Raw genomic sequence first — 1,304 nt, 5'->3', positions numbered from 1 at the left:
GGAAGGATGGCAGACATGACCACAGATACAATGATCGGGATCGATCTGGCCAAAAGCGTTTTCCAAGTGCACGGAGCCTCGATGACGGGGCAGGTAAAATTCCGCAAAAAGCTATCGAGACAACAATTTCGCAAGTTCATGGCGGAGCACCCTGCGTCGATCGTTGTTATGGAAGCTTGCGGCAGTGCGCATTATTGGGCACGAGAGATGGCCAAATACGGCCATGAGGTAAAGCTGATTGCTCCCCAGTATGTCCGCCCGTTTGTAAAGCGCCAGAAAAATGATGCAGCGGATGCCGAAGCTATTGTTATCGCCGCACAACGGCCGGAGATGCGCTTCATCATTCCGAAGGTGGAGGAGCAGCAAGCTAAGGCACTTCTTTTCCGCGGACGAGAACGGCTTGTCCGTCAACGCACGGAGCTGATCAACGCGTTACGGTCAGTCCTCTACGAGTTTGGCCACCCAATTCCGGCTGGGATTGGGCATCTGAAGCGGCTAGAAACGATCATCGAGGGTGACAACAGCGATCTGCCAGAACTGGTTCGCGAGGAGTGCCGCGACCTTTCGCGTCAAATTGCCGAGAAAACGCAACGAATTGAAGCAAAGGCCAAACAGATCACCTCTTTGGCGACGCAGACAGATATGGCACGACGCATGCAAACCATGCCGGGCGTGGGGCCGATGAGCGCATTGGCGGTTGAAGCTTTCGCACCACCAATGGATAGCTTTAGACATGGCAGAGATTTTGCAGCATGGTTGGGCCTGGTTCCGAAACAGCATTCTTCCGGAGGAAAGGAACGGCTTGGGCGCATATCGAAGGCCGGGCAGGCCGATATCAGGAGACTGCTGATCATGGGTGCTATGTCTCGCTTGAATTGGCTAGGGCGTAAGACGATATCGGAAAGCACATGGCTGTTCAGGATGCTCATGAGGAAGCCAAGAATGCTAGTGGCCATTGCGTTGGCAAACAAGATGGCGCGTGCGATCTGGGCCATGCTGACGAAGGGAGAGGATTATCAGAATCCGACGCAAACTGCTGCTGCATGACAGAGGTGCAGCGCAAAACAGTTTAGCGCCGGTGATGGAGGTGTGAGAACGTCGACGACCCATATGGGCAAAATGATCGAACAGATCTGGATTAGGAAAACCAGTTAGGGGCTTGGAGCCATTCAGCTCGCTGAATAGATTTGGACCTAATCCGCTGATCACCATATCGGCCAGCGGCTTCAGAAGTGCCGCAGTTGTAGGCCTGACAGAAGACCGCACTCGATCACATCTCATACGGGGAAGAAACTTCTTGCATT

At 53.6% G+C, this 1,304-nt stretch carries 1 protein-coding gene; it reads left to right on the top strand.

All coding sequences use genetic code 11. The features are described 5' to 3' along the window. Nucleotides 1-15: 15 nt before the first annotated feature. Entirely contained in the window at nucleotides 16-1,047 is a 1,032-nt protein-coding gene (locus FHS77_RS16065) for an IS110 family RNA-guided transposase (protein ID WP_374786314.1), read from the top strand. Nucleotides 1,048-1,304: the final 257 nt, after the last annotated feature.

The organism is Paenochrobactrum gallinarii, assembly GCF_014205685.1.
GTDB classification, from domain to species: domain Bacteria; phylum Pseudomonadota; class Alphaproteobacteria; order Rhizobiales; family Rhizobiaceae; genus Paenochrobactrum; species Paenochrobactrum gallinarii.
Note: the sequence above shows the minus strand (reverse complement) of the source record. Positions and strands in the feature narration are given on the sequence as shown.

Bases quoted from the DNA above. Each gene is read 5' to 3' on its own strand.
- FHS77_RS16065 (WP_374786314.1), top strand. From the start codon at position 16: ATGACCACAGATACAATGATCGGGATCGATCTGGCCAAAAGCGTTTTC.